Annotated in this window: 21 protein-coding genes and 3 tRNA genes; 11 read left to right on the top strand and 13 right to left on the bottom strand. The window is 69.1% G+C overall.

What is annotated here, in order from left to right; all coding sequences use genetic code 11:
- Position 1: 1 nt before the first annotated feature.
- From ispF to BOSE125_RS01350, 3 genes are read right to left on the bottom strand one after another with little or no spacing between them, the layout of a single operon-like run.
- Positions 2-505 carry a 2-C-methyl-D-erythritol 2,4-cyclodiphosphate synthase gene (ispF, locus tag BOSE125_RS01360; protein ID WP_159548980.1) on the bottom strand — a complete coding sequence of 168 codons (504 nt, stop codon included), beginning with the start codon at positions 503-505 and terminating at the stop codon, positions 2-4.
- Positions 505-1,314: a 2-C-methyl-D-erythritol 4-phosphate cytidylyltransferase gene (locus tag BOSE125_RS01355; RefSeq protein WP_159548977.1), complete on the bottom strand. Its 810-nt coding sequence runs from the start codon at positions 1,312-1,314 to the stop codon at positions 505-507. The genes ispF and BOSE125_RS01355 overlap by 1 nt, the downstream gene beginning before the upstream one ends.
- Entirely contained in the window at positions 1,314-1,796 is a 483-nt protein-coding gene (locus tag BOSE125_RS01350) for a CarD family transcriptional regulator (protein WP_159548974.1), read from the bottom strand. Before BOSE125_RS01350 ends, BOSE125_RS01355 begins: the two co-directional genes overlap by 1 nt.
- A 251-nt stretch (positions 1,797-2,047) precedes the next feature.
- Between BOSE125_RS01350 and BOSE125_RS01345 the strand changes: the two genes are divergently transcribed.
- Positions 2,048-2,590, top strand: a complete 543-nt coding sequence (locus BOSE125_RS01345; RefSeq protein ID WP_159548971.1) for a hypothetical protein — start codon at positions 2,048-2,050, stop codon at positions 2,588-2,590.
- A 90-nt stretch (positions 2,591-2,680) separates the two neighbouring features.
- Here the strand turns inward: BOSE125_RS01345 and BOSE125_RS01340 are convergent, their stop codons facing one another.
- Together BOSE125_RS01340 and BOSE125_RS01335 are read right to left on the bottom strand one after the other, a co-directional pair.
- Positions 2,681-3,361 (bottom strand): response regulator transcription factor, encoded by a 681-nt coding sequence (locus BOSE125_RS01340; RefSeq protein ID WP_159548968.1) that lies wholly within the window; start codon positions 3,359-3,361, stop codon positions 2,681-2,683.
- A complete protein-coding gene (locus tag BOSE125_RS01335; RefSeq protein WP_236558095.1) occupies positions 3,358-4,494 on the bottom strand; it encodes a cell wall metabolism sensor histidine kinase WalK in 1,137 nt (378 codons plus the stop codon). The genes BOSE125_RS01340 and BOSE125_RS01335 overlap by 4 nt, the downstream gene beginning before the upstream one ends.
- Before the next feature lie 350 nt (positions 4,495-4,844).
- On the opposite strand from BOSE125_RS01335, the gene phoU reads away from it, so the two are divergent.
- Complete coding sequence (gene phoU / locus BOSE125_RS01330; protein WP_159548962.1) at positions 4,845-5,504, top strand: phosphate signaling complex protein PhoU; 660 nt, start codon at positions 4,845-4,847, stop codon at positions 5,502-5,504.
- Positions 5,505-5,513: 9 nt separating this feature from the next.
- On the opposite strand, the gene BOSE125_RS01325 is transcribed toward phoU, so the two are convergent.
- From BOSE125_RS01325 to BOSE125_RS01315, 3 genes are read right to left on the bottom strand one after another with little or no spacing between them, the layout of a single operon-like run.
- Positions 5,514-6,272 carry a phosphoglyceromutase gene (locus BOSE125_RS01325; RefSeq protein ID WP_159548959.1) on the bottom strand — a complete coding sequence of 253 codons (759 nt, stop codon included), beginning with the start codon at positions 6,270-6,272 and terminating at the stop codon, positions 5,514-5,516.
- A gap of 53 nt (positions 6,273-6,325) precedes the next feature.
- A complete protein-coding gene (locus tag BOSE125_RS01320; RefSeq protein ID WP_159548956.1) occupies positions 6,326-6,667 on the bottom strand; it encodes a DUF2516 family protein in 342 nt (113 codons plus the stop codon).
- Positions 6,668-6,671: 4 nt separating this feature from the next.
- Positions 6,672-7,829, bottom strand: coding sequence for a PLP-dependent aspartate aminotransferase family protein (locus BOSE125_RS01315; RefSeq protein WP_159548953.1), 1,158 nt, complete (start codon positions 7,827-7,829; stop codon positions 6,672-6,674).
- Positions 7,830-7,909: 80 nt separating this feature from the next.
- On the opposite strand from BOSE125_RS01315, the gene tmk reads away from it, so the two are divergent.
- The 3 genes from tmk to BOSE125_RS01300 are packed head-to-tail and all read left to right on the top strand — an operon-like array spanning position 7,910 to position 11,451.
- On the top strand, positions 7,910-8,614 hold the full coding sequence (gene tmk / locus BOSE125_RS01310) for a dTMP kinase (RefSeq protein ID WP_236557759.1): 705 nt from the start codon (positions 7,910-7,912) through the stop codon (positions 8,612-8,614).
- Positions 8,611-9,834: a DNA polymerase III subunit delta' gene (locus BOSE125_RS01305; protein WP_159548950.1), complete on the top strand. Its 1,224-nt coding sequence runs from the start codon at positions 8,611-8,613 to the stop codon at positions 9,832-9,834. Before tmk ends, BOSE125_RS01305 begins: the two co-directional genes overlap by 4 nt.
- Positions 9,835-9,876: 42 nt before the next feature.
- A complete protein-coding gene (locus tag BOSE125_RS01300) occupies positions 9,877-11,451 on the top strand; it encodes an alpha/beta hydrolase (protein ID WP_236557758.1) in 1,575 nt (524 codons plus the stop codon).
- 16 nt (positions 11,452-11,467) lie between these two features.
- Here the strand turns inward: BOSE125_RS01300 and BOSE125_RS01295 are convergent, their stop codons facing one another.
- Positions 11,468-12,196: an HAD family hydrolase gene (locus tag BOSE125_RS01295; protein WP_236557757.1), complete on the bottom strand. Its 729-nt coding sequence runs from the start codon at positions 12,194-12,196 to the stop codon at positions 11,468-11,470.
- A 210-nt stretch (positions 12,197-12,406) separates the two neighbouring features.
- On the opposite strand from BOSE125_RS01295, the gene BOSE125_RS01290 reads away from it, so the two are divergent.
- A tRNA-Thr gene (locus BOSE125_RS01290) sits at positions 12,407-12,480 on the top strand.
- Positions 12,481-12,564: 84 nt separating this feature from the next.
- Here BOSE125_RS01290 and BOSE125_RS01285 read toward each other — a convergent pair.
- From BOSE125_RS01285 to BOSE125_RS01275, 3 genes are read right to left on the bottom strand one after another with little or no spacing between them, the layout of a single operon-like run.
- The gene (locus BOSE125_RS01285; protein WP_159548944.1) at positions 12,565-13,023 is read right to left on the bottom strand and encodes a hypothetical protein; all 459 of its coding nucleotides are present in this window, start codon (positions 13,021-13,023) and stop codon (positions 12,565-12,567) included.
- Positions 13,023-14,039, bottom strand: coding sequence for an NAD(P)H-quinone oxidoreductase (locus BOSE125_RS01280; RefSeq protein ID WP_236557756.1), 1,017 nt, complete (start codon positions 14,037-14,039; stop codon positions 13,023-13,025). The genes BOSE125_RS01285 and BOSE125_RS01280 overlap by 1 nt, the downstream gene beginning before the upstream one ends.
- A gap of 14 nt (positions 14,040-14,053) precedes the next feature.
- The gene (locus BOSE125_RS01275; RefSeq protein ID WP_159548941.1) at positions 14,054-15,838 is read right to left on the bottom strand and encodes an HNH endonuclease signature motif containing protein; all 1,785 of its coding nucleotides are present in this window, start codon (positions 15,836-15,838) and stop codon (positions 14,054-14,056) included.
- Positions 15,839-16,021: 183 nt separating this feature from the next.
- Here BOSE125_RS01275 and BOSE125_RS01270 point away from each other — a divergent pair.
- The 3 genes from BOSE125_RS01270 to BOSE125_RS01260 all read left to right on the top strand — a co-directional run bounded on the left by BOSE125_RS01270 (position 16,022) and on the right by BOSE125_RS01260 (position 22,327).
- Positions 16,022-16,109: transfer RNA gene (locus tag BOSE125_RS01270), tRNA-Ser, on the top strand.
- A 367-nt stretch (positions 16,110-16,476) separates the two neighbouring features.
- Entirely contained in the window at positions 16,477-19,026 is a 2,550-nt protein-coding gene (locus tag BOSE125_RS01265) for an S-layer homology domain-containing protein (RefSeq protein WP_236557755.1), read from the top strand.
- A gap of 184 nt (positions 19,027-19,210) precedes the next feature.
- Complete coding sequence (locus tag BOSE125_RS01260) at positions 19,211-22,327, top strand: ExeM/NucH family extracellular endonuclease (RefSeq protein WP_236557754.1); 3,117 nt, start codon at positions 19,211-19,213, stop codon at positions 22,325-22,327.
- Between the two features lie 87 nt (positions 22,328-22,414).
- Here BOSE125_RS01260 and BOSE125_RS01255 read toward each other — a convergent pair whose 3' ends face one another.
- A complete protein-coding gene (locus BOSE125_RS01255) occupies positions 22,415-24,415 on the bottom strand; it encodes an FAD/NAD(P)-binding domain-containing protein (RefSeq protein ID WP_159548935.1) in 2,001 nt (666 codons plus the stop codon).
- A gap of 80 nt (positions 24,416-24,495) precedes the next feature.
- Between BOSE125_RS01255 and BOSE125_RS01250 the strand changes: the two genes are divergently transcribed.
- The gene (locus BOSE125_RS01250) at positions 24,496-26,802 is read left to right on the top strand and encodes a prolyl oligopeptidase family protein (protein ID WP_159548932.1); all 2,307 of its coding nucleotides are present in this window, start codon (positions 24,496-24,498) and stop codon (positions 26,800-26,802) included.
- A gap of 58 nt (positions 26,803-26,860) precedes the next feature.
- Positions 26,861-26,949 (top strand) — tRNA-Ser (locus BOSE125_RS01245).
- Positions 26,950-26,996 lie beyond the last annotated feature (47 nt).

Genomic DNA, 26,996 nt, shown 5'->3' with positions numbered 1-26,996 from the left:
ACTAGTCCAGCGGGTAGACGAGGGCGGTGGCGACGGCGGCCAGCCCCTCGCCACGCCCGGTGAACCCCAACGCATCGGTGGTGGTCCCGGACACCGAGACGGGGGCGCCGGCCGCCGCGGACAGCACTCGCTCGGCCTCGGCCCGCCGCCGGCCGACCTTGGGGCGGTTGCCGATCAGCTGCACGGCGACGTTACCGATGCCGAAGCCGGCCTCTTGGACCAGGCGGGCAGCCTCGGCCAGCAGGGTGGTGCCGGCAGCCCCGGACCATTCGGGGCGGGAGGTGCCGAAGTGCTGCCCCAGGTCACCGATCCCGGCGGCGGAGAACAGTGCATCGCACGCGGCATGAGCCACCACGTCCCCGTCCGAGTGGCCGGACAGTCCGGTCTCGCCCGGCCACTCCAGGCCGGCCACCCAACAGGCCCGGTCCTCGCCGTCGGCAGCAAAGGCATGGACGTCCGTGCCGATGCCGGTGCGCGGCAACTTCGGTGCGGCGGGTGCTGTCATCAGTGGTGCTCCAGGTTCGTCGAGTGGGCCGGTGGGGTGGCCCTGCCCGAGGCCAGCAGGGCGTTGGCCAGCATCAGGTCCAGCTGGGTGGTGATCTTGAAGCCCAGCGCATCACCGGCCACCACGCCGACGCGGTGGCCTGCCGCCTCCATCGCCATCGCGTCGTCCGTCAGGGCCGCAGCGCCGCCGGCACCCTCCTCCGCCAGGCGGTGGGCGGCCTCGAGGGATGTCAGGTCGAAGCCCTGGGGTGTCTGGACAGCCCTCAACTGCGTCCGCTGGAGGGTGCCGGTCACCTCCTCCGGCGCTGCGCCGGCCACGGTCTTGATCGTGTCCACCACCTCGACGGCGGGAACGACGGCGGCCGTCCCGGATTCGAGGGCCGTCACCACCGCCTCGAAGACCGCCGGCGGCACGAAGGGCCGGGCCGCATCGTGGACGAGGAGCGCGTGCCGCCCGAAGGGACCACCAGTTGACCCAGCAGACCCGGCCAACGTCCGGACGGCGGCCAGCCCTGCTCGCACCGAGTCCGCCCGTTCCGCGCCGCCCGGGACCGTCTGCACCGTGACGGCGGTCCGGGCCGCAAAGTCATGGCAGACCGCTTCCAGGGATGCCGCGTGATCCGGGTCTCCGGGGACGACGACGGCGATGGCGTTGAGTTCGATGGCGCCCGCATCCCGGGCGGCCACCACGGAGTCGAGGCAGTGCTCGAGCATGGTGTGCCCGTCACCGAGCGTGACCATGGCCTTGGGGACGCCGGCCTGGAGCCGTGATCCCGAGCCTGCGGCCACGATGAGGACCGTGGTTCGCATCAGGCGGCGAGGGTCTCGTCCAGCAGCAGGGCGGCGTCATCCTCCGAGGTCTTCTTGGCCAGCGCCAGCTCGGACACGAGCACCTGGCGGGCCTTGGCGAGCATGCGCTTCTCCCCGGCGGACAGGCCCCGGTCCTGGTCCCGACGCCACAGGTCACGGACCACCTCGGCCACCTTGATGACGTCACCCGAGGCGAGCTTCTCCAGGTTCGCCTTGTAACGACGTGACCAGTTGGTGGGCTCCTCCGTGAACTCCGCCTGCAGGACACCGAAAACGCGTTCCAGGCCCTCCTGGTCCACGACGTCCCGTACGCCGACCAGATCGACGTTCTCCGCCGGCACTTCGATCGTCAAGTCGCCCTGGGCCACTTTGAGCTTGAGGTACATCTTCTCTTCACCCTTGACCGTGCGCATCTTGATCTCTTCGATCTTCGCCGCACCGTGGTGGGGGTAGACGACTGTTTCTCCGACCTCAAAAACCATATGAATGGTCCCCTTTCCCTCCGCAAGAGTTTACCACGTCACATTTTCGTCACCTGTGTCGTTACTTGAACCCAGGGCCGAAAACGACATAATGCGCCTTCCCCCTCACCCTGCTCCCCCGCACGGCGTCGCAGACGGCCTTGGAACGGGTGCATACGGTAGTCTCGAGTCAGCACCGCGCCGTGTGTTCACCCGTGTCCGCAGACCCGGTGATGCACAGCGCCTGACGTTCGCACCGAGGAGAACCCACCGTGAAGTTCGCCGCTTCCAAGGCCACCACCCGCAACGCCTCCGTGGCCGGCCTGGCCGCCGTCGCCCTGCTGGGCGCCACCGGCTGCAGTGCCGTCAACATGCAGGCCACCACACTGCGGTACGCGCCATCCGACGGGATTGTGGCCAACGTGGGCGACGCCGAGCTGCGCAACATCGCCCTGATCACCAGCGAGCCGGACTCTGAGGCGCGCTACATCGGCACCCTAGGCTCGGCCTCCGGCGAGCCGCTCGAGGTCACCATCACCGTGGCCGGCACCCAGACGCGTTTCTCGGTGCCGGGCGACGACACCCTGAAACTCGAGGATCCGGCCAACGAACAGATCATCCCGAGCTCGGGCGGCCGCCCCGGCACCATGGTGGACGCCACCGTCGAGGTCGACGGGGTCTCCGAGACCGTGGGCATCACCATCCTCAACGGCACCCTGGAGGAGTACCGGCCCTTCGTCCCGGGCGGAGCCGATCCGTCCGTGGACGCTCACCTGTACGAGACCCCGGCCGCCGACGAGGGCGGCCACCACTGAGGCCCAGCCTCACCACAGCATCACGGCGAAGGGCCGGCACCCACTTCGGTGCCGGCCCTTCGTGCGTCCGCTCGTTGACTCGCTAACGGCCTACGGCTCGAACTTGTAACCGAGGCCGCGGACGGTCACGAGGTAGCGCGGGTTGGACGGGTCCGGTTCGATCTTGCCGCGCAGGCGCTTGACGTGGACGTCCAGGGTCTTGGTGTCCCCCACATAGTCCGAGCCCCACACGCGGTCGATGAGCTGGCCCCGGGTCAGCACCCGGCCGGAGTTGCGCAACAGCATCTCCAGCAGCTCGAACTCCTTGAGCGGCAGGGACACCTGCTCGCCGCCCACCGAGACCACATGGCGTTCGATGTCCATCCGCACCGGACCGGCCTGGACCGTGGAGCTGATCAGCTCCTCCGGCTCCCCCTGACGCCGCAGCACGGCGCGGATGCGGGCCACGAGTTCCCGAGAGGAGTAGGGCTTGGTGACGTAGTCGTCCGCCCCGAGCTCCAGGCCCACCACCTTGTCGATCTCCGAGTCCTTGGCCGTGAGCATGATGACGGGCACGCTGGAGCGCTGCCGGAGCTGCCGGCAGACCTCGGTGCCGGACTGGCCCGGCAGCTGCAGGTCGAGCAGCACCAGGTCGGCACCCGCCCGGTCGAACTCCACCACGGCATCGTTGCCGTCGGCCACGACCTCGACCTCGAACCCCTCCTTGCCCAGCAGATAGGACAGCGGGTCGCTGAACGACTCCTCGTCCTCCACGATCAGAATGCGGCTCATGATTGGGCTCCTTCCCCGCCTGCCGGGGCGGCAAGGCCCCGTTGGTTCACTGGTTGTGCGTGCTGCCCGGCATCGGGCTCCATCTCCGGCAACCGGACCGTGAAGGTCGAGCCTCGTCCCAGCTGGGACCAGACCGTCACTTCCCCGCCGTGGTTCGAGATGACGTGTTTGACGATCGAGAGGCCCAGACCGGTGCCGCCGGTCTGGCGGGAGCGGGCGGCGTCGATCCGGTAGAACCGCTCGAAGATCCGGTCCTGCTCCTCCTCGGGGATGCCCACCCCCTGGTCCGTGACGGACACCTGAGCCAGGCCGCGCACCGATCGCAGGCCCACACCCACGGTGGTGCCGTCCGGCGAATAGCGCACCGCGTTGTCGATCAGGTTGCGCAGCGCCGTCATCAGCTGGTCGTGGTCGCCGAACACGGTCGCGGAGACCTCACCCGCCACTCGGATGTCGATGTCCCGGGCCTCGGCCTGCATGCGGGAACGGTCCACTGCCTCGTTGACGATCTTGTTCAGGTCCACGGGCTGCCCGGCCCGGACCGTGTCCTTGCCCTGGAGCCTGGAGAGCTCGATGATGTCCTGCACCAGCGCGGCCAGCCGGGCGGACTCGATGCTCATGCGGCCCGCGAAACGGCGGACGGCGTCCTCGTCGTCTGCGGCGTCGTCCAGCGCCTCGGCCAGCAGCGAGATCGCGCCGACCGGGGTCTTCAGCTCGTGGGAGACGTTCGCCACGAAGTCATGCCGCATGGCCTCTGTCCGGGTGATCTCCGTGCGGTCGTCCGCCAGCAGCAGGATGTACTCATCAGCCAGCGGGGCCACCCTCAACTGGACCACCAGTGTGCTCTGGCCCAGGGGGCCGCGCGGCAGCTCGTACTTGCGGTCCACGATGATCCCGTCGGAGCGCACGCGGTCCGTCAGGTTCAGCAGGTCCTCATGGACGAGGTGGTGACCGCGGACCAGGCCGAAGGCATAGGCGGAGGGGTTGGCCCGGACCACGCCGTTGACAGCGTCCACCAGCACATAGGCGCGGCCGATCACGGAGAGCACTTCGGCGGCACCGTCCGGAATGGACGGCTCGCCCACGGTGAGGTGGACCGCACGGCTGCGCTCGGAGGCCCGGAACGCCAGCATGGCGAGCACCCCGAGGATCAAGCCGATGAGGCCGCACACCACGCCTACGACTACGGGATCCGTCACGCAGACCAGACTACCCATCGCGACGCGCGGCGTCGTCAGGTGTCGAGGGCCCGCACAGTGAGACCACCGCCACGTCCCCCTCCGCATCCCCGGCGTGGAGCGGGGCTCCGGCCCGGTGGGCGCTCCTCAGGGCATAATGTGCATGGGAACGTTCCCGCGGTTCAGATCGTGTTCACCTTGGTCCGCCAAGATGATCGCGGATCCGTGCCTGAAGAGCAGGAACGGCCCGTGGCCGCCTGCACACAGCGGCCCCATCACCGACCAGCCGGATTGAGGACTCATCCATGCGAGAACTGTTCCACGCCGATCTGAAGTCGTTGGGCGACCAGCTCACCGAGATCGCCGGTCTGGTGCGTGAGGCCATGGACAAGGCCCGCGTCTCCTTCGAAGAGGCCGACGTGGAGCTGGCCGAGACGGTCATCACCAATGACGCGCGCATCGACTACCTGCAGACCGCCCTCGACGAGAAGGCCATTGAGCTCCTCGCCCTGCAGGGACCCGTGGCCGCTGACCTGCGCACCGTCGTCGCCGCCCTGCGCATGAGCTCCTCGCTGGAGCGCATGGGCGATCTGGCCCGCCACATCGCCCAGCTGGCCCGCCGCCGGTTCCCGGACCTGGTGGTCCCCGCCTCCGCCCGCGAGGACTTCCGTCAGATGGCCGAGTACGCCGTGGAGGTCGCCGCCGAGGTGGAGCAGCTGCTGGCCACCCACGACCTCACGCACGCCTCCACGATCGTGAAGCTCAACGCCACCATCAACGAGCTGCACGCCAAGAACTTCACCTCGGTCGCCAACCCGTCGTGGGATGCCTCCGCCGCCACCACCGCGGACGTCACCCTGGCCTCCCGCTTCCTCGAGCGCTTCGCCGACCACGGCGTCTCCGTGGCCCGCAAGGTCACCTACCTCGCCACCGGCGAGTGGGAGCCGATCATCGCGATCGACTGACCGCGGGGGTTACTTGGCAGTGCCCTGCGCCGCCACTGCGGCGGCGCCAGCGGCCGCGGCCTCCGGATCCAGGTAGCGGCCGTTCGCGGTCACCGGCTTGAGGCGCTCATCCAGCTCGTAGTACAGCGGGATGCCGGTGGGGATGTTCACCCCGGCGATGTCCTCATCCGAGATGCCGTCCAGGTGCTTGACCAGGGCGCGCAGGGAATTGCCGTGGGCGGCCACCAGGACGGTCTTGCCAGCCTTCAGATCCGGCACGATCTCGGTCTCCCAGTACGGCAGCAGTCGCGTGACCACGTCCTGAAGGCATTCGGTGCGCGGCATGCCCTCTCCGAGGCTGGCATAGCGGGGATCATCGACCTGCGAGAACTCGGAGGAGTCGTCCAGCGCGGGCGGCGGGGTGTCATAGGAGCGGCGCCAGACCATGAACTGTTCCTCGCCGAACTCTTCCCGGATCTGGGCCTTGTCCTTGCCCTGCAGGGCGCCGTAGTGGCGCTCGTTCAGGCGCCAGTCGCGCTTGACCGGGATCCACTGCCGGTCGGCCGCTTCGAGGGCCAGGTTGGCGGTGGTGATGGCCCGCTTCAGCACGGAGGTGTGCAGGACGTCCGGCAACAGCCCCTCGGCGGCGAGAAGTTCACCGCCCCGGGCGGCCTCCTCGCGGCCCTTGGCGGTCAGCGGCACATCCACCCAACCGGTGAACAGGTTCTTCTCATTCCAGTCGCTCTGGCCGTGCCGCAGCAGGACGAGCTTGTAGGGTGTCTCAGCCATGGCCACATCCTAATGGGACACAGCCACCCGGTTCGCCGTGCGACGAGACCCGATCAATACCCGTAGGGGCGCGAGCCGCCGCTGCCGAAGAGCTTCAGCTCACCGCGCGGCCCGGCCAGGTACACGGCGGCCACGCACAGGGCAGCGATCTGGAACAGGCTGAACCCGGCGCCCAGACTGCCGATGGCCCCGGCCATGGACACCAGGCCCACGAACGCCGCCACCCCGGTGAGGAGCAGCCAGAACGTCTTGGTCTTCTGCCCGGCCCGTTCGAACTGGTCCTTGCCCCGGGTCAGGCAGTCGCCGAAGGCCCAGACGGCCAGCACGACGGCCACCAGGGACAAGGCGATGTAGAGCCAGTTCTCAACGGTCGTGACCAGAATCCACGGATACATGCGCTCAGCCTACCGCCGTGGCCCCCATCCCGGCCTGCAGGTCCTCCCACAAGTCGTCCACGTGTTCGATGCCCACGCTCAGCCGCAGCAGGCCGGCCGGGACGGTGGCCGGTTCACCGTCGAAACGCCGGCGGCGCTCGACCAGCGACTCCACGCCGCCCAGGGAGGTGGCGGGGACCCAGTGGCGCAGGTTCTGGACCACGGCATCGGCTGCCGCCGCACCCTCCATCACGACCGTCAGCACGGAGCCGAAACCACCCTGCATCTGGGCGGCGGCCAGGGCGTGCTGCGGGTGGTCCGGCAGGCCCGGGTACGTCACGGCGGCCACCGGCAGGGTGCCCTCGCGCCGGGCCGCATCAAGGCGGCGGGCCAGCTCGGCCGCATTGGCCTGCGAGCGCTCGAGGCGCAGGGCCAGGGTGCGCATGCCGCGCAGCGCCAGGAACGCCTCCATGGGACCGGCGATCGCCCCGTGCAGCGTGCGGTGGGCGTGCAGCTGGCGGTGCAGGCCGGCGTCGTCCGTCACGGCGGCACCCAGCACCACGTCCGAGTGCCCGGCCAGGTACTTGGTCACCGAATGGACCACGACGTCGGCGCCCAGCTCGAGCGGCCGCTGCACCAACGGCGTGGCGAAGGTGTTGTCCACCACCACGAGGGCGCCGGCCGCATGCGCGGCCTCGGTGAGGGCGGCGAGATCCGCCACCTCCAGCATGGGGTTGGTGGGCGATTCGAGCCAGAGGATGCTGGCGCCGGCCACGGCCGCGGTCACCGCCTCGGTGTCCGTGACATCCACCCGCTCCACGGCCAGCCGTCCGGTCTGCTGCAGCGAGTCCAGCAGGGACAGCCCGCCCTGGTAGGCGTGCTGCGGGGCCACGATGCGGCCACCGTTCGGGGCCAGGTGCAGGGCGGCCGAGATGGCGGCCATGCCGGAGGAGAACAGCAGGGCGGGCCGACCGGCCGGGTCCTCCACACCTTCCAGGGCTGCCAGCAGCTGCTCCGGGCCGTCCCAGGTGGGATTGGACATGCGCCCGTAGAGCCGGCGGGGCCCCGCCGCGTCCGGCTCCCAGCCGACGAACGTGGAGGTGAAATGCACCGGATCGTTGACCGGGGCATCCACCTCCCGGGCGGGACGGGAGGCACTGACCAACAGGGTTTCGGGATGCATCCTGAAATCGTACGTCCGGTGGGGGCCCGGGGCTGTGGATCGTTGCCCGTTGTGACGGTAGGGGCCGTTAGGCTGGACCGGTGATCGAGCAGCCTTCCACCTCCTCCGGACCCGTCCCTTTGCCGACCGGTCCGCAGGGTCTCTTCATCGCCTTCGAGGGCGGGGACGGCTCCGGCAAGTCCACCCAGGCGCGGTTGCTCGCCGAACGACTGACGGCCGAGGGCCACGAGGTGCTGCTGACGCGCGAGCCGGGCGGGACCGACGTCGGCGAACAGCTGCGCTCCCTCGTGCTGGACCCGGCCCACGCCCCCATCGACCCGGTGACCGAGGCCCTGATCTTCGCCTCCGCCCGATCGGCCCACGTCCGCCAGCTGATCGGCCCGGCCCTGGCCGCCGGCCGCACCGTGGTGACCGACCGCTACGTGGACTCCTCCGTGGCCTACCAGGGTGCCGGCCGGGGCCTCGGCACAGAAACCGTGGCCGGGATCAACGAGTGGGCCACCGGCGGGCTGCACCCGGACCTGACCGTCCTGCTGGACGTGGACACCGGCACCGCCGCCACCCGCCGCGCCGACCGTGCAAAGGCTGCCGGCGGCACCGGACCGGACCGCCTGGAGTCCGAGCCCGAACCCTTCCACCAGCGCATCCGCACCGCCTTCACGGACCGTGCCGCTCTGGCCCCGGACCGCTACCTGGTGCTCGACGCCGGCCGGCCCGCCCTCGAGATCGCCGCCGAGGTCTGGGGCCGGGTCGCCGGGACGCTCGGCCGCGAGGCTGGCCGATGAGCTCCGCAACCGACTCCCCACCCGATTTCCCGCCCAGCGTGGCACCCGCGTGGGCCGAACTCGCGGGTCAGGAGGCCGCCGTCCGGCAATTGTCCCGGGCCGCGACCATGGACTCCCCCACCCATGCCTGGCTGTTCACCGGGCCGCCCGGCTCCGGACGGTCCAATGCCGCGCGGGCATTCGCCCAGGCACTGCAGTGCGAGAGAGAGGACCCGGCTCAGCGCGGCTGCGGACACTGCCACGCGTGCCTGACCGTGCACGCGGGGACGCACGCGGACGTCAAGGTCATGGCCACCGAGAACGTCACCTACAAGATCGACGAGATCCGCGAGCTGATCGCCCTCGCCCAGGACCGCCCCTCCTCCGGGCGGTGGCGGATCTTCATCATCGAGGACGCGGACCGCATGACGGAGCGCGCCACGAACGTGCTGCTCAAGGCGATCGAGGAGCCGCCGGCCCGGACCATCTGGATGCTGTGCGCGCCCTCCCCTGCGGACGTGCTCGTGACCATTCGCTCCCGTTGCCGTCCCGTGGGGTTGCGCATCCCGTCGGTGCAGTCGGTCGCGGACCTGCTGGTGGACCGCGACGGCCTGGACCCGGCACTGGCGCTGTTCGCGGCCCGTGCCTCCCAGTCCCACGTGGGCATGGCCCGGCGGCTGGCCCGGGACGAGGGGGCCCGGAAGCGCCGTGAAGCCGTGGTCCACCTGCCGCTGCGGATCCAGGCGACCTCTGATGCGGTGGCCCTGGCCAAGGAGCTGGTGGAGGTCACCCAGGAGGAGGCGAAGTCCTCGGCCGAGGTCCGCAACGCCGAGGAGAGGGCCGGTCTGCTGCGCGCGCTGGGCCTGGGTGAGGACGAGAAGGTCCCGCCCAAGCTGCGCCACCATGTCAAGCGCCTCGAGGACAGCCAGACGGCACGCAACAAGCGCTCCGTGCATGACACCCTCGACCGCGCGATGATCGACCTGACGGGCCTGTTCCGGGACGTGCTGGCCCTGCAGCTGGGCACCGGGGCCGAGCTGGTCAACGAGCACCTCCGGGACGAACTCGGTTCCTACGCCCACGGCGCCACCGCCGAGCGGACCGTGGCCCGGATCGACGCCGTGGCCACCGCCCGCCGGCGCCTGGCCGGCAACGTGCCCCCACTGTTGGCGCTCGAAGCCATGACGATGAGTTTCCTGCCAGACCGCATCCTGGACCGACGTCCGGGCGAGCAGGTCTGACCCACCGACCACCGCCTGACCACCGTCCCGAAAGGACCCCGCGTGCGCCTGCACCCCTTCCCGTCCACCTCCGGTGCCATCGCCGCCGTCTTCGCAACCGCCCTGGTGCTCACCGGTTGCACCTCGGATGGCGGGCCGGACGGAGGACCGGGTGAGCCAGGTGGGCCGACCTCCGGAGCCGCGGAGCCGACGTCGGGCACCGCCGCCGTTCCGGAGGGGCTGGAGGACCTCTACGCCCAGGAGCCCGCGTGGCAGTCCTGCGAGCAGGATGCCGGCGACTTCGAGTGCGCCACCGTGGAGGCCCCGCTGGACTATGCGGATCCGGAGGGTGAACGGATCGAGCTGTCCCTGGTCCGGACCGGCGGCGCCGAGGATGGCGCGCCGCACCTGCTGTTGAACCCCGGTGGCCCGGGGGCGTCCGGGGTGGACATGGTGGTGGACTCCCTGGACTACGTGGTCTCCGGAGCCGTCCAGGACCACTACGCCGTGGTCGGATTCGACCCTCGGGGTGTGTCCCGCTCGGCGCCGGTGGAGTGCCTGTCCGACGAGGAGATGGACGCGGCCCGCGAGGAGCACCTCGATCCCTCCACAGACGAGGGTCTGGACCAGGTCAGGGATTCCGCCCGAGAGTATGCGCAGGCCTGCGATGAGAACACCGGTGAGGTCCTCGGCCACGTGGACACCGACTCCGCGGCCCGGGACATGGACCTGATGCGGGCCGTGCTGGGCGATCAGCAGCTGAATTACCTCGGCTTCTCCTACGGCACCGCCCTGGGGGCCTCCTACGCCGAGCAGTTCCCGGCCAACGTGGGCCGGATGGTGCTGGACGGGGCCATGGATCCCTCCCTCGACGAGTTCGAGGTCAGCCTGGGCCAGGCCGAGGCGTTCGAGAAGGCCATCACGGCGTGGGCCGAGTCCTGCCTGGCCGGCCCGGAGTGCCCGCTGTCCGGCACTGCGGAGGACGGCGTGCAGCAGCTCCGCGAGCTGCTGGCACAGGTGGAGCAGTCCCCGCTGACGTCCTCCGACGGGCGGCAGGTGCCGGCCGCCACCTTCGTCGCGGGGCTGATCACCCCGCTGTACGCCGACGAGAACTGGCCGATGCTCACCCAGGCCGTCGCCGATGCCATGGACGGCAACCCGGACCTGATGCTCTACCTCGCGGACCTGAACGCCGGACGGGACGAGGACGGCGAGTACGGCTCCAACATCAACGACGCCTTCACCGCCATCAACTGCCTCGACTCCTCCGCGCCGTCCGACACCGAGACGCTCCGGAGCCAGGCCGAGCAGCTGGACGAGGCCTCCCCGACCATCGGCCGTTTCCTGGCCTACGGCGGGGCGAACTGTGCCGAGTGGCCCGAGAAGCCGGTGGACGAGCCCGCCCCCGCCAGTGCCCCCGGGGCAGCGCCGATCGTGGTCATCGGCACCCAGGGCGACCCCGCCACCCCGTACGAGTGGGCCCCGGCGCTGGCCGACCAGCTCGAGTCCGGGGTGCTCGTCTCCTGGAACGGCCAGGGCCACACCGCCTACGGCCGGGCCGGGGAGTGCATCGGGACCGCCGTGGACGGGTACCTGATCGACGGTGAGGTGCCCGAGGACGGGCTGACCTGCGACTGAGAAGTCTGCCCGCGGGTCAGCAGCCCGCGCCGCTCACCAGGGCCGGGACGTCCCGGATGGAGGGCACGACGGCGGCCGCACCGGCACCGCTGAGCACGGCCTCGTCGTGATAGCCGGTGAGCACTCCGACGGTCAGCCCGGCACCGGCCCGCTGGCCGGCCCGGATGTCCCCGGCCGTGTCCCCGACCGTCATGACGGAGCGGACGTCCTCGAGGTCCAGGGCCAGCAGGGCCGTGAGGATCATGTCCGGGTAGGGCACGCCGCGGCCGGCGTCCGAGGGGCACAGGCTGAGATCGGAGACGCCCATCCAGTCCAGTGACTCCAGGATCATGTTCTGGGTGTGCCGGGCGAAACCGGTGGTCAGCACGATCTTCATCCCTGCCTCGCGGAGCGCGGCCACGGCCTCCGCGGCACCGTCCACCGGGCGGACGCCACGTTCGGCGAGCAACCGGTCATAGGTGGCCTCGAAGCACGCATTGGCACGGCGGGCCGCCACCAGGTCCTCGGCGAAGATCGAGCGGAAAATCTCATGCCGCGACGTGCCGCGGGCCTCGCGGAAATACCCCACCATCGCGTCCGATCGGGAGCCACCGGGTTCGATGCCCTCCTGCAGGATCGCGGTGTTGAAGGCCTCGTCCTGGAGGCCTCCCTCGTCCACGGTGGTGCCGGCCATGTCCAGCACGGCCAGCTTCAGCGGACGCCGCGTACGGACGTCCCGGTGGGGTTGGGCGGTGGCAGGCATCATCACAACTGTCCTCCCGTAGACAGACGGCCCGGCGGGTGCCGGGCCTGTCATCATGTTCGGACCACTCCACCGCAGCGACCTGTCCTGTGGTTGGACGTGAAGTGAACGTCATCTGTGGGTTGTGAACGCCGTGTGCTCACTCTGCTTTTGCCGGGCGGGGTACCGGCCCGCTATCATCGATAGCCGTGGCACCCCCGGGTGCCAGCGTTCGCCTCCTTAGCTCAGCTGGCCAGAGCAGCTCCCTCGTAAAGAGCAGGTCGCCGGTTCGAATCCGGCAGGGGGCTCAGACAGGAAACGCGCCGTTGATGGGATCTAAGCCCACAGCGGCGCGTTGTCGTTTCCAGCCCCAACGGGCCCTCGAGCGGGTCTTAGGCTCCGGGGCGGATTTCGGCAGCCTCTTCCGCCTCCTGCACGGCGGCCACGACCTTCTCGGCCCGGCGTCCCACCGAGTGCAGGGAGGCCTGCCCCAGCCGGAACAACGCCGCGGCCTGGGCGGTGGTGGCCAGGTCGTTCGCTGCCCGGGAGAGGATGCGGTGCACGTCGCTGCCTGAGGCGGGGACCTGCAGACCGGTCCCGGGGTGCTGGCGGTGGGCCTCCACGCACAGGTGGCGCACCCGGGGCGCCAACTCGGCCAGCACGTTGCCGGCATTGACCAGCCCGTTCAACTCATCCTCGGGGATCCTGCCCTCGGCGCGGACCTCCTGGACGACCTGCCAGTACCGGTCCAGCGAGCGGATGAACCAGTCATGACTCCGGCGCCAGAGTTCGGTGCCGAGCTCTGTCTCATCCTTCTTGGCCTGCCGACGCCGCGCAAACGGTCCGGCCATCAAGGCGTCTCCCCGGTCACGAGCAGGATCTTGCCCGTCCGGTCCGCCTCTTCAAAGCGGTCCTGGGCCGCCGCCACGTCTTCCAGAGCGAACACCGCGTCCGTGGTGGTGCGAATGGCTCCGGAGGTCACCAGCGGCCAGACGTGTTCGGCCACGTCCCGCATGATCCCGGCCTTCTCCTCCGCGGGCCGTGGACGCAGCATCGTCCCGGTCACCACGGCGTTCTTGCCCATGACCTTGCCGATCGGCAGGGTTCCGGAGGCACCGCCCTGCAGGCCGATCACCACCAGTCGCCCGCCTTGCGCCAAGGCAGCAACATTCTTCTCCAGATACTTCGCACCCATCACGTCCAGGATCACATCCGCGCCATGACCGCCGGTGATCTCCTTCATCCGGGCCACGAAGTCCTCCTCGCGGTGGTTGATGGCTGCCTCAGCACCCAGCTCGAGACTCCGTTGCACCTTTTCCGCGCTACCGGCGGTCGCCACGGGACGCGCGCCCAGTGCCTTCAACAGTTGCAGAGCGAACGAGCCGATCCCGCCGGTGCCACCGTGCACGAGCACCCAGTCGCCCCGGCCCACGCCCGCTTGCTGGACCAGGTTGGACCAACAGGTGGCCGCGACCTCCGGGAGGCCGGCCGCATCGGTGAGGGAGACGCCGTCTGGTACGGGAACCACCTGTCCGGCGGGGACCGACACGTACTCCGCATAGCCGCCACCGGCCAGCAGGGCACAGACAGGCGTGCCGAAATCCCAGTTCCCGACGCCGGCCCCGGTCTCCTCGATCGTTCCGGCGACCTCCAGCCCGGGCACCTCCGAGGCACCCTCTGGGACCGGATAGTTGCCTGCCCGCTGCAGCAGGTCCGCGCGGTTGATGCCGGCAGCGGTGACCTTGATGAGGACCTCACCGGTCCCGGGCACAGGGAGGGCAAGGTCCTCCACTGAGAGGACCTCGCGACCGCCGGCGCCGGTGTACGTCACGGCCCGCATGGTGTGGTGATGGAGCTCCTGGGACATGGTCCTCCCCTTCTCTAGTGGCTGGCCAACGACTTTCTCAGCGTTGCTTCTAGGCTACTCGGGTGGTCTGGTTGCAGGGTGTGGCCTAGTTGCAGGGTCGCGTGAGCCATCTCAAAGCGCAACGGTGACCTCAGCGCCGATCTCCCCCTCCGTGGTCTGACTATTGCGCGCAGTGACGAGCCGTCTGGCATGTCCTTGGAGAGGTTGTCCGGCAGGGTGGCGGTCACGGTGGTGTTCGTGGAGCAGGCGATCACTCGTGGCCGTCCAGGTTCCTCCGACTGCGCTTCTTTCAGCGGTGGTGCTGTCGACGGGCATTCTGGCTCTGCTGGTGGGGTGAGGGGCCGGGGGTGATTGGTGTACTCGTGGCCGGTGGGGGTGGTGACACGGAGTTCGCCGGCGGTGGCGTGGTGGGCCCAGCCGGGATTTTCTTTGGTGTGGTTGCAGCGCACGCAGAGTCCGGAGGCGTTGTCCCAGGAGGTGGGCCCGCCTTCGCGGTGGGGTGTGACGTGGTCGACGTGCCGGATCGGGGCATCGCAGTACGGGGTTCGGCAGATCCCGTCTCGCAGGAGCACCATGTGCCGCAGCAGGCCGGAGAAGGCGCGGCGGTGGGAGTCCATCGCGACGAGTTGACCGGTGCCAGGTGCGGTGTAGAGCCGGCGGATGAAGACCTCGGCCTCGGTGTCCGCGATCATCCGGCGTGCCACCGGTGCCGGGATCGGACCGTGACCGGGCAACCACGCCGGGAGGTTCGCCTCCCGCCCGGATCCAGAAGCGGCCTGACCAGCAGTTCCGGCAGTAGACCCGGCTGGTCCGGCAGGGCTGGATGAGTCGTTAGCGGTGTCGAGGAGGGTGGTGTCGGTCATGATCAGTTGGATCTCGACGGGGACGGCGTCGGCGGTTGTCTGGCCCGTGAGGCGCTGGACGAAGAGGTCGGTGAGGACCTGCTGTGGCGTCCTCTCGGCGGCGTCGCCTTCGGCGATGGTGCTGGCAGCGGCCGAGGTTAGGTTCTGGTAGCAGGCCGCGCCCTGGGCGATCGGCAGCAAGGCGGTGAGGTAGGCCATGCCGGGGTTGGTCTGGGCGGGCTTCAGGCTCAGGTGCCGGTCGCGGCAGGCTTGTTCCTGGCGTTGGAGCGCGGCGGCGGGGTCTTGTCCTTGGGCAGCGGCTTGAGCTTCCTGGACGAGTTCGCGGTGGCCGAGGCATTCGATCCGCTCGGCCAAGACAGAATCGGCGGCCTGGCGTTGGGATGAGGTGAGCCAGTGGGTTTGGCGGTCGATCGCGGCTGCTTGTTCTTCGCTGATGCGGCCAGTGGTCAGCGCCTCCAGGGTGTGGGGCAAATCCGCCGTCAAGTTCAGGGCAAGGCGGAGCTGTTTGGAGCCCCGGGATCCGGTGCGGCGGGCCAGGCCGACTTCGCCGGGCAGCCCTCGACCCCGACGAGCTTCGGGAATGCCCTGGGCAGCCTCGGCGTTGGTCCGGTGGGTGTGCAGGGCGGCGGTCTCGCGGGCTTGGGCGGCTGCACAAGCTGATTTCAGTGCTTCCAGGGCCTGAATCCGGTCAATGGCCTCTGCTTCGGCCCCGTCCGGAGATGCAATGGACCGCCGCGCGTCCAACTCACCGGGATTGAGGGCCGCGGCGGGGACCATCAGCGCCAGGGCCTGGCGCAGGCCGATGAGGTGAAGCGCGTTGACCGGGACCGCAACCACCGGAACCCGCGCACCGGCGGCTGTGGCACTACCGGTGGCGCCGCCGTCGGGCTGGCGCACATCACCGTCGCTTCGCTGACTCGGCTGGGCTTCGAACATGTGTACTACTCTACGAAGGTGGCCGGACACGATAAGCAGCGGCGCCCCGAGTTGTGGATGAAAGTCTGGAGAAGGCCCACCTGTGCAGGACTGAGGCATGACAGTTGCCGGAGCGGAACAGTCCCAGCCATGAACTGCCGTGAGACCGGTAGGCTGATCGAGGCCTTTAGAATGGTCCTTCTGGGATGGTTGTCCGAGCGGCCGAAGGAGCTGGTCTTGAAAACCAGTGTGCGGTAACCCCGTACCAAGAGTTCGAATCTCTTACCATCCGCGCCTGCACCACCAGCTATGCCGTGGCAGCCTAACCGGTTGCCACGGCATAGCTGTCTTTTGGGTCTGGTCTTCACCAGTCCTCCCCTGTACCGTTCCCCCCACCGTTACCGGAATTTCACCCGGCGGTGATCAGATGACGGGGCTGCCACTTCAGTGGAAGTCGACCAGCGCCGGTACATCCCCATCACCGGCGGGTCCGCACCTTCCAGGGGAACCAAAGAGGGAATCACATGTCGCTGCAGTCACGGAAGTCCTTGCTGGCAGGTGTTCTGACCGCGGGGCTCGTTGCCGCTCCCGCCGTCGCACTGCCTGCGTCTGCCACCACCGAACCACCCACGCCGGCCTCCACAGGGGCCGGCGCTTCTGTGTCCACCGATGAGGCCGTGAAGGCCGCCGCCGAGCCGGCGGCCGAGGGCACCGAGAAGATCTCCATCCTCAGCTTCAACGACTTCCACGGGGCACTTTCGGACAAGTACACCGGGACCCAGTTTGCGGACACGGTTGAGGACTATCGGGCCGCGTTCGAAGGCGCCAACGGCGAGGGCTCCACTCTGCTCACCACCGCCGGCGACCTGATCGGTGCTTCCCAGTCGGTCTCCAACGCGCAGGCCGATGAGCCGACGCTCGAGATCATGAACGCCCTCGGCTTGGATGTCTCGGCCGCTGGCAACCACGAGTTCGACAAAGGCATGGACGACCTCACCGGCCGTGTCATGGACATCGCCGACTTCGACTTCCTGGCCGCGAACTTCGTGGACCCGGAAACCAAGGAGCCGGTACTCACCGATCACGAGATCTTCGAGGTGGACGGGGTGCGAGTCGCCGTGATCGGCGCCGTTCCGAACAACCTCTACGCCACCACCACCGGCTCCGGCCTGCAGGGCAACGAGGTCATCGACCTGGTCGAGGGCGTCAACGGCGTGGTCCAGGAGATCGAGGCCGCCGGCACTGCCGACGTCATTGTGGCCTCGTACCACGATGGTGCCCCCGGCAACGGCGAGCTGGCCGCCGAGGTGGAAAACTCCTCCGTGTTCGACTCCATAGTCAACGGCACTGACGAATCTGTGGATGTGATCTTCAACGGTCACACCCACCAGACATACGACTACGACACCACCACCGCAGGCGGTAAGGAGCGTCCGGTCATGCAGGCCGGTCAATCCGGCAGCCTGCTTGCTGCCGTGGAACTCGAGATCGACACCGATTCCAAGGATGTTCTCGGTTACACCGGTGACCTGATCGACCGCTCCGAGCAGGACCCGGACGAGGCCGCCGCCGAGTCCGAGGTCACGGCCGAGGTCTACTCGCTCGAGCAGGCCGCCGTCGCGGAGTTCGCGGAATTGCAGGGAACCGTTATCGGCGAGATGGACGCCTCCATCACCACCGACTATCAGACCCGCATCGAAGAAAGCGGGTCCTGGGGTGCCGGCGGAACACGCCGCCAGGAGAGCACCCTGGGCAATTGGGCCGCCAATGCCCTCAAAGACCGAATTTCCCTGAACAACCCTGACGTGGACCTCGGCGTCACCAATTCCGGTGGTTTGCGCTCCGAACTGCTGTACGACCAGTTCGTTGCCACCCCTTCCTTCGCTGATAAGCCGGACGAGCTCCACGGCAAAGTCACCCTCGGAGAAATCCTGAGTTTCGCTCCCTTCGGCAACACGCTGACCTACTTCGACATCCCGGGCTCCTCCCTCAAGCAGGTCCTCGAGGAGAACTGGAAGAACGGCAACAAGACCCTGCACCTGGGCTGGTCCGAGGAACTGACCTGGACCTATGACGAGTCGCGGCCACAGGACGACAAGGTGACCGGCATCTGGATCTCCGGCGAGCCCGTGGCCCTGGACGAGATGTACACCATCGGCACCCTGTCCTTCCTCGCCGATGACTCCTGGGTGGGCACGGAGAACTCCGCCCCCGACGGCTACGAGGGCTTCGCCACCGGTCAGGAAAACAAGGTCGACCTGGGCATCATGGACAACCAGGCCTTCCAGGAGTATGTGCAGGCCGAGACCGCTGCGTCCGGCGATATCCGCCCGGACTTCGCCAAGAAGGCGGTGGAGGTCAAGGACGCAACTGGCACCGCCGCCCCCGGCGCGCAGCTCTCCCTGGCGTTGGAGAACCTCGAGATGGACTCCGACGGCGCAGGTGATGCCACCTCGGTCTCCGTGGTCTTCCAGCCGGCCGAGGGCGAGGCCGTGGAGGTCGGCACCGTGGAGGTGGCAGCAGACGGCGAATCCGCAGACCTGTCCACCCTGCAGGCACCCGAGGTCACCGGCGGGGGCGAACTGGTCATGACCGTTGCCTACGACGACGCCTACGAGTCCACCACCGAGGTCCGCTCGGCCCTCACAATCGGCACCGATGTCCCGGAGGACTTCTCGGACAATCAGCCCGGTTCGAGGCACTTCGCCCCCGTACGGTGGATGCAGGAGACCGGCCTGACCCACGGCTACAGTGACGGGTCCTTCGGCAAGGACCGGGAGATCTCCCGCGGCGAGTCCCTGGCCTTCCTCTACCGCTACCTGGACCCGGAATACACGCCCGAGAGCAAGCCGTTCCCCGACGTCGCCGCTGAACACACTCACTACGAGCCGATCTCCTGGGCGAGGGACCACGAGATCACCCACGGCTACCAGGACGGAGAGTTCAAGCCGACCCGTCACATCTCCCGTAGTGAGTTCGCCTCCTTCCTATACCGGGCGATCGACCCAGAACATATAGGCCCTGAGGACACCGAGTTCACCGACGTCCCTACCAGTGACGCCGCCTACCAGGCCATCACCTGGCTCGCCAGCGAGGGACTGTCCGTGGGCTACCACGACGGCACCTACCAGCCCGACCGAAGCATCACCCGGGCCGAGGTCGCCACCCTCCTCTACCGCTACGAGACCATGATCGCCACCCAAGACTGACACCGCCCGACCAGCCCACCCCGGACCACTCGCGGTCGAAAGCGTCCCGTTCCCACCCGACAACGACAGTGAACCGGGACGCTTTCGGATGGCAGTTCCCCGGACTGCAATCCCCGGATGACAGTTCTTGAGTGCCAGTTCCTGATGTCGTCACCGCGCCCACCCCTCACTGAAAGTAGTCACCTTGACGTTCTCTTCACGCCTGACAGCAGTCGGCGCCTCGATGGCGCTGCTGTCCGCCACCCTCGTGGTCCCGGCGCAGGCCGCCACGGCGGCTCCCTCCGACGACCCGGTCATCATCAACGAGGCCTACACCAACGGCGGTTCGGCCAACGCCGTCTTCACCCACAAGTTCGTGGAGCTCTACAACCCGAGCGATGCCGACGTCTCCCTGGACGGCTGGTCCATCCAGTACCGCTCCTCGGGCGGCACCGGCGAACCGACCGGGGTCATCGAGCTCTCGGGCACCATCAAGGCCGGCGGCTACTACCTGGTCCAGGGCAACGCCAATGGCAACGAGCCGAACGGTGAGGCCCTGCCAGCCGCCGATGCCGGTATCGGCACCAGCGTGGCCTTCGCTGGCACCAACGGGACCATCGTCCTGGCCAACCAGACCGAACGGGTCTCCCTGCCAGTCGGTTCCGTGACCGCTGAGACCGAGGCGGCCGGCGTCGTCGACCTGTTGGGTTACGGCACCTCGAACACCTTCGAGACCGCCGCCGCCACCGGCCCCTCGGCGAACAACGACCCGAAGTCCATGACCCGCGCGGACGGTGTGGACACGGATGACAACTCCGCCGACTTCACGGCTACCGGCGCGGTGACCCCCACCAACGCCGCGGGCGAGACCGCGGGGGGCGGCACCGGTGAGCCGGAGCCCGAGCCCGAGGTCCCCACCGAGGTGACGCCGATCGCCGAGATCCAGGGCACCGGATCCGCCTCAGAGATGGTCGGCAAGAACGTCATGACCCACGGTGTGGTGACCGCTGTCTACTCGACCGGCGGCTTCAACGGCTACTACCTCCAGACCGCCGGCTCCGGTGGCGGCGAGGACGCCACCCCGGGTGCCTCGGACGCCATCTTCATCTACTCAGCCGACACCGTGGGCGACGTGGCCCTGGGCGACCACGTGCAGGTCACCGGTGAGGTCAGCGAGTACTACACAGGAACCCAGCTGACGGTCCGCGCCGGCGGTGTGGAGCAGGTTGAGGAAGCCGCAGAGGCCGTCAAGCCCACCGCCGTGGAGTTCCCCGCCGACGAGGCGACCAAGGAAGCCCACGAGGGCATGCTGATCGACCCCTCCGGCTTGGAGTGGACGATCACGGACAACTACGACGTCAACGCGTACGGCTCCCTGGGCCTTGCCCCAGGCTCCGACCCGCTGCCGAACCCGACGTCGGTCGCCAACCCGGGTGCCGAAGCGCAGGCTGTGATGGCAGAGAACGCCGAGAAGCTCATCGTTCTGGACGACGGTGCCTCGACGAACTTCATGCGCTCCCCCGGCAATCAGAACAAGCTGCCGTACCTGGACATCGACGACCCGGTTCGGGTGGGCTCCGCCGTGGCCTTCACCGACCCGGTCATCCTCGACTACCGCTACGATGCCTGGAACTTCCAGCCGACCCAGCACCTCACCCACGAGAACGCCGAGGAGGTCCAGCCCGCCACCTTCGAGAACACCCGTGAGTCGGAGGCCAGCCCGGAGGACGTGGGCGGCAACGTGCAGCTGGCCTCCTTCAACGTGCTGAACTACTTCACCACCCTGGGAGACGAGTTCGAGGACTGCGACGCGTACCTGGACCATGAGGGCAACCCGATCGCCACCGACTACTGCGATCCGCGCGGTGCTTACAACGAGGAGAACTTCCTGCGCCAGCAGGAGAAGATCGTCGCCGCCATCAATGGGCTTGACGCCTCCGTGGTGGCCCTCGAGGAGATCGAGAACCCCGTGAAGTTCGGCAAGGACCGTGACGAGTCCCTGGCCGCACTCGTGCAGGCTCTCAATGCCGAGGCCGGCTCGGAGAAGTGGGCCTACGCCGCCTCACCGGCCGAGCGTCCCGCCGCCGCGGACGAGGACTACATCCGCAACGCCTTCATCTACCAGCCGGCCACGGTGGAGACCGTCGGCGAATCCACCATCCTGACCGGTGATCCCGCCTTCGGCAATGCCCGCGAGCCGCTGGCCCAGACCTTCCGCGCCCTCGGCGAGGACGGCAGCATCGAGGGCACCGAGTTCGTGGCCATCACCAATCACTTCAAGTCCAAGGGCTCCGGTTCCGGTCCCGGCAATGAGGACTCGGATGACGGCCAGGGTGCGTCCAATGCGGACCGCGTGGCCCAGGCCGAGTCCCTGGTCGACTTCGCCGAGAATCTGAAGGCCTCCGAGGATACCAACCAGGTGTTCCTCATGGGCGACTTCAACGCCTACGAGAAGGAGGACCCGATCAAGGTCCTCGAAGCCGCCGGCTACGTCAGCCAGGGGGCCAAGGCCGAGGGCGAGTACTCCTACGCCTACGATGCCGGCGTCGGCTCGCTGGACGGGATCTTCGCCTCCGCTGCCGCCGATGAGACGGTCACGGGCAGTGACATCTGGATGATCAACGCCAATGAGTCCGTGGCCATGGAGTACTCCCGCTACAACTACACCCCGGAGCAGCTCTACACCCCCGATCAGTGGCGTTCCTCCGACCACAACCCGATCCTGGTCGGCGTGCAGGTGGACGGTGGGGACGAGCCCGGCAGCCCGGAGGAGCCGGTGGAGGACTTCTCGGACAATCAGCCCGGTTCGAGGCACTTCGCCCCCGTACGGTGGATGCAGGAGACCGGCCTGACCCACGGCTACAGTGACGGGTCCTTCGGCAAGGACCGGGAGATCTCCCGCGGCGAGTCCCTGGCCTTCCTCTACCGCTACCTGGACCCGGAATACACGCCCGAGAGCAAGCCGTTCCCCGACGTCGCCGCTGAACACACTCACTACGAGCCGATCTCCTGGGCGAGGGACCACGAGATCACCCACGGCTACCAGGACGGAGAGTTCAAGCCGACCCGTCACATCTCCCGTAGTGAGTTCGCCTCCTTCCTATACCGGGCGATCGACCCAGAACATATAGGCCCTGAGGACACCGAGTTCACCGACGTCCCTACCAGTGACGCCGCCTACCAGGCCATCACCTGGCTCGCCAGCGAGGGACTGTCCGTGGGCTACCACGACGGCACCTACCAGCCCGACCGAAGCATCACCCGGGCCGAGGTCGCCACCCTCCTCTACCGCTACGAGACCATGATCGCCACCCAAGACTGACACCGTCAGCCTCCAAGCACCGGGGCCGGTCCCACCAACGCGGCGGGACCGGCCCCGGTCTCGTTCGGGCGGAATCCTGATCTGAGTTCACTCATCGATTTCCAGACTTCGTTTCCAGACCGCCCGAGCCGCAGCGTCGGCATCGCCCAAGGTGCGGGCCCGACCGTCCGGATCGCGGCCAGCCTCCGCGGCGATCGCCGTGCCCCACTGGACGGAGGCCAGCTGGAGCCCCAGGACGAACACCCCCTCCTGGACCGTTCCCCCGGCCCCCTTCAACCGGTGGGGACGCCCGGTCACGTCGAAGCCGCGGCCCGGCACCGGGTCACCCTCCTCGTCCTCCACGGTGTACGGCACCGCGGTGCCGTCGGCGAGGAGCGAGGACACCAGGTTTGAGGTGGAGAGCAGCACGCGGTTCGGTGGCATCATCGCCTCCATCATCCAGGTCCCCCGGTGCACGTCCTGGGCCTCGTCCGCACCACCCACCTGCGGGGAGGACACCGTGAACCGGGACCGGCCGGCGTCGGGCTCGAACTGCGGATCCGGGCCCACGAACCGGACCAGGCCCGCTCGGGCCACGGCGAGCAGTTGTTCCACGCGCGTCAGCGGCGGACCGGACGCCAGGCCCTCCACGAGCGTCTCGAACCAGCCGGAGACGTCCCGCCGCCGGGAGGCATCGGTGAGCCGCTGCTCCGCCACCAGCTGTTTCACCAGCAGCCGCGCGGCATGCAGGGTCCCGATGGCCACCATGAGCGGGGAGTCCTCGCCGGCAGCGGCCTCGGCGCTGATCCCCTCCAGGAAACCGGCGACCTCCCGCTGGTAGTCCTCGCCCGAGTCGTACACCCGGCCCTCGAAGGGGCGGGCCAGGGTCCGGATGTCCAGGAACGGCATGCCCGGGGCATATGCGTGGAGCAGCTCCTGTGCCTGGTGCGCCGTGACCGGTTCGCCGCGCCCGGCAGACTCCAGGAGCCCGACCAGGGCGGCCAGGAACTCGGTGGCCGGACCCGAGCCGCCGAGGATCTCCGGCCGGTTGTGCACCAGGGCGTTGTAGTACGCGCGCACCACGTCACGGTGGATCAGCGGCCACAGGTGCATCATGAAGTCGAGCGGACCGTGCTCGGCCTGCAGCGCCTCCACCACCTCCGGCACCAGGTACTTCAGGGCCACCGCATGGGGGACGAACGAATCCAGCTCGGCCTTCGGCAGATAGCAGACGCCCCGCCGCGAGGCCGGGTGCAGCACGGGCTCGGCGCCGGAGGGTTCGTAGCGCAGCGCCCGGCCCGGGCCCTGGCCGGTGTCCACGAAGCAGCCGCCCCGGCCCAGGGTCAGCTGGGCGAGCGCGTCGAAGAAGTTCAACCCCATCCCGCGCACCAGCACGTCGGCTCCGGCGGGCACCGCGTCCCAATCGAGGTCACAGGGGATGGACGGCCCGCGGTATTCCAGTCCCAGCTCGGCCGCCGCGGCGGCCAGGCGGTGCTGCTCGCTCGTCAGGCGGGCGGGGACGTGCCCCACGGCCAGCACGACGGCGTCCGCGGCCAGCGTGCCCCCGTCACCCAGGGTGAGGATCGCCTTCCGGGGCGCGGCGCCGTGGGCCCCGTGCACCGGGGTCACCGTCCGCGCCGGCTCCAGGTGCACCACCTCGGCCTGGCGCCATTCCAGGGTCCCGACGGCGGCCGACGCGGCCAGTGCGTCCGTCACCTCGCGGTACATCTCGGCGAGATAGCGGCCGTAGACCGCCCGCGGCGGGTAGTCGGTGCGGTCAAGGACCTGGGCCCGGTCCGGGTGGGCCATCCGCCACTGGTCGAAGGTCAAGGCCGCCGACGAGGGCCGCAGGCCGGGGGTGCCGGCGGCCGCCACGGTCGGGAAGAAGGACGGGGTGTTCATCAGGAACAGCTCTGACTGGCCGGTCTGCCACACGTGGCCCGGTCCCGGTTCCTCCGGGTCCAGCACCACGATGTCCACCGGTTGCACCGGCGCCGACTCTCCAGCCTCCTCCACCACCGCCAGCAACCGCTCCAGGAACGAGGTCCCCCGCGGCCCGGCTCCCACCACGGCGATCGTGAACCGGTCTCCGGGGACGGCTGGGGTCATGGCGGGGGTCCTCTCGCGGTGCGGCGTGTTCGTGGTCATCAGCCTACGGCCGGTGCGGGGACGTGTGCTTCGATGGTGGCATGCAGCAGAACCCACACTCCGTTCCCACCGTCACATCCACCGGCCTCGCCACGGAGGCCGAGGACGAGTTCCTCTGGCTCGAGGACATCCACGGCGAGCGCCCCCTGGACTGGGTCCGGGAGCAGGATGCCCGCACGGAGGCACTGCTGGCCTCCGATGGTTTCGATGCGCTGCAGCGGGACCTCACCGCCATCCTCGATTCCCCGGACCGGATCCCCCACGTCACCAAGCGCGGCGACTGGTACTACAACTTCTGGCGGGACGGCGAGCACCCGCGCGGGCTGTGGCGCCGGACCCGCTGGGAGCCGTACCTGGCCGGAGACCCCCAGTGGGAGGTCCTCCTGGACGTGGACGCCCTGGCCGCCCAGGAGGGCACCGATTGGGTGTTCGCCGGAGCCCGGCTGCTGCGCCCCGACTGGGACCGCGCCCTGTTGCGGCTCTCCCCTGATGGCGGTGACGCCGTGGCCGTGCGTGAGTTCGACCTCGCCACCCGGGCCTTCGTGCCGGCACCCGAGGGCTTCGACCTGCCGGTGGCCAAGACCCAGGCCTCGTGGATCGACCGTGACCGGCTGCTGGTCGGCACGGTGACGGACCCGGATCCGGCCGACGGCGACGCCACCCGGTCCTCCTACGCCCGGACCCTGCGGGTCCTGCAGCGCGGGCAGACGCTGACCGAGGCACCCACCGTGTTCGAGGTGGATGCCGCGCACGTGGCCGCGTTCGGAGGGCACGACTCCACACCGGGCTGGGAGCGGACGGTCGCGATCGATGCCGTGGACTTCTACCGCTCCACCACGTGGTTGCGGGAGCCCGAGTCGATAGACAGTCCCGGCGAGCGCCCCGGCTGGCGGTTGCTGGAGGTGCCCCTGGATGCCGAGGTGGACGTGCACCGGCAGTGGTTGACAGTCTTCCTGAAGTCCGAGTGGGAGCTGCCGACCGCCGTACACCCGGCCGGCTCCCTGCTCGTCTGCACGGTGGACGGCTTCCTGGACGGCTCCGAAGAGCCACGGGCGGCGTTCCTGCCCGCCCCGGACCGGACTCTCTCCGCGTGGACGTGGACCGCCGCCCACCTGGTGCTGACCGTGCTGCAGGACGTGGCCTCCACCCTGTATGCCCTGCCCCAGACCGCGCTGGCGGCCCACGATCCCCGCGGGACCCCGCAGTCCACGGCCGGACGACCACCGGCGCTGGGGGCCACCCGCCGGATCCGGCTGGCGCACCCGAATCCCGCAGACCCCTTCCTGACCCTGGGGGTCAGCGCCGTGGATGACGAGGATCCGGACTGCGGCAACGACCTGTGGATCACCGCCACCGGCGCTCTCACCCCGCCCACCCTGTTGCGGGCCACGCTCCCGGCGGAACTGGAGGAGAGCAGCCGGTTGGACGGCGTCGTTCCCGATCTGGTGACCGTGCGCACCGGGCCGGAGCAGTTTGACGCCAGCGGGCTGGCCGTGCGCCAGCACTTCGCCGTGTCCGACGACGGCACCCGGGTCCCGTACTTCCAGATCGGTCCCGAGGACCTCGAGAACGACGGGGCCAACCCCGTGGTGATGGACGGCTACGGCGGGTTCCTCGCCTCCAAGCTGCCCGGCTACTCCGGCGTGTACGGCCGCGGCTGGCTGAGCCGCCGGAACTCCGCCGGCCGGCGGGGCATCCACGTGATCGCCAATATCCGCGGTGGCGGCGAGTACGGGCCCGACTGGCACCGGGCGGCTCTGCAGGAGAACCGGCACCGCGCCTACGAGGATTTCGCCGCCGTGGCGCGCGACCTCATCCGGCGCGGTGTGACGGACCGGTCCCACCTGGCTGCCACCGGCCGCTCCAACGGCGGCCTGCTCATGGGCAACATGGCCACCACCTACCCCGAACTGTTCGGGGCTCTGAGCTGCGGCGTACCCCTGCTGGACATGCGCCGGTACACGGTGCTCTCCGCCGGCCACAGCTGGATCGCCGAGTACGGTGACCCGGAGGATCCCGAGCAGTGGGAGTATCTCCGCACCTTCTCGCCCTACCACTTGCTGCTCGAGCGGCCTGTTCCCGGCGCCGAGGCCGGACGTGACGCCGAGGGCCCAGGCACGGGCTACCCGGACCTCCTGGTGTGGACGGCCACCTCAGACGACAGGGTCGGCCCGGTCCAGGCCCGCAAGATGGCGGCCCGGATGATGCGGCTGGGCGTGCCGAACGTCTGGTTCCACGAGGATCTCGAGGGCGGCCACGCCGGCGCCTCGGACAACCGTCAGGCCGCGGCTCTGCACGCGCGGTCCCTGGAGTTCCTGTGGAGGAGCGTCGCGGACGACTCGCTTTGAACTCCGGGCCCCTCGGCGGCTACCATGTCAGGGTTACCATCTGAAGGATGGCGACAGTGGAGACGTGCCAGAGCGGCCGAATGGACTTCACTGCTAATGAAGGGTCCGGCGAAAGTCGGACCGGGGGTTCAAATCCCCCCGTCTCCGCAGTTGTCCTGAGTCGCGACACCGTTTGCTGACGGTGTCGCGACTCA

It is taken from the genome of Citricoccus sp. K5 (assembly GCF_902506195.1).
GTDB lineage: Bacteria > Actinomycetota > Actinomycetes > Actinomycetales > Micrococcaceae > Citricoccus.
Note: the sequence above shows the minus strand (reverse complement) of the source record. Positions and strands in the feature narration are given on the sequence as shown.